The organism is candidate division KSB1 bacterium (genome assembly GCA_016214895.1).
GTDB lineage: Bacteria > Electryoneota > RPQS01 > RPQS01 > RPQS01 > JACRMR01.
Map to the genome: position 1 here is coordinate 1 of JACRMR010000006.1, position 1,372 is coordinate 1,372.

Genomic DNA, 1,372 nt, shown 5'->3' on the forward strand with positions numbered 1-1,372 from the left:
TCGATCGACTCAAAGCCATAGATTCGGAATACCGGGATGCCGAGCCCTTCTACCTGTCGAGCCACGTCGGCTTGATGCCCCCCGATGACGACGAAGTCCGGCGACTGCATCAGGATGCGTTCGATGTCGCCATTGAGTCGTGTGGGAACGACGACGGCCTCATGGACCACGTTTGAACTATCGGGATTGTCTGCCAGCGCGCTCAGACCGACCAGCCGCTCCGGTGCCAGAGCCAAGAGGATTTCATCGCTCATCACGTTGACAGACACAATCCTCGTGGGAACGATCCCCCTGTTCACCGGCACCGGTTGGACACTGGTCTGCGATACAAGCCGGATCGCCGCTGCCGAGAGAGCGACTCCGAGCACCGCGACCAGCCACAGCCGGCCATACGACATCCGTCTGCCAGGTGGAGCCGGTGGTGGGAGAGAGGGCCCTTGGGACGCGAGACCGAACACCATCGTCTTCATCAATGGCCGGAGGGTACAATATTCGGCATGGAAACATCCGGCACCCATTCCGTCGCTCCGGAAAGGTATTTCTGTCGCATGTCGTTCCATAATTTCAGTCTCGTCCAATCCGGTTTCTGAGGCTTCAACCGGTCGCTCAGATAGGGATTCGGAAAAAACACCGTCAACATTTGCTCGTCGGCGCCGTTCCACATCCGAAATCCCCAACTCCCGCCGGTGCAGCTGTTGCCCATGCCCCGGAAGAATACAGCCTTTGAGACACGGCGTATGTTCGCCAGTGCCTCAGGAGTCGGATTGGCTTTTGTGCCGCGATGGTTTCCGATGCACAGGTGAAAATGCCAGTCACCCAAATCTACGGTGAGATACCCGTCGAGGATGGTCAGTTTCTTCGGCGGTTCGACGAGTCGCACCTCGAACACGGCTCCCTGAATACAGGGGCCGAACACGATCTGCGACCAATGCGTTTCGAACAAGTCTTTCATCAGCGCAAGCAGCGCCTCCTCCGTCGGCTCCATATACTCATACTCGTAACGTGTCCCCTCGATCCCGCGCACTTGATCCGTCTTGTACGCCGATGCTCCCATGTCGCCATCCTCCTACAGTGAATGTTAGTGTAATCCGAACACGATCGGCACTTTGACCAGCACCTTCTCCGCTCCCAGCGCGCGCGGGAGCCTCAAGGGCGACGCTTCGGCCACCAGCGCGCGCGCATCTTCGTCGAGCCGAGGATTCCCTGAGCTTTCGACTATGCGCGAATCGATGATCCGCCCATCGGCCAAGATTGCCGCCGCGATCACGATGCGCCCTTCCCAGCCGTTCAGTCGCGCATCGAGGGAGTAGCGCTTGCCCTCCTCGACGCGGGCACGGAGTGCGAGCCCCACCCATCCGAAGTCGCTCCGAGA

General features: G+C 59.5%; 3 protein-coding genes. All 3 read right to left on the reverse strand.

From position 1 onward, the window contains the following. The coding region (locus HZB60_04220) for a hypothetical protein (protein MBI5058976.1) at positions 1–398 on the reverse strand (398 nt) is incomplete at its 3' end. Between the two features lie 71 nt (positions 399–469). Next, positions 470–1,054 carry a hypothetical protein gene (locus HZB60_04225; protein ID MBI5058977.1) on the reverse strand — a complete coding sequence of 195 codons (585 nt, stop codon included), beginning with the start codon at positions 1,052–1,054 and terminating at the stop codon, positions 470–472. A gap of 24 nt (positions 1,055–1,078) precedes the next feature. Then, positions 1,079–1,351 carry an energy transducer TonB gene (locus HZB60_04230; protein ID MBI5058978.1) on the reverse strand — a complete coding sequence of 91 codons (273 nt, stop codon included), beginning with the start codon at positions 1,349–1,351 and terminating at the stop codon, positions 1,079–1,081. Positions 1,352–1,372 lie beyond the last annotated feature (21 nt).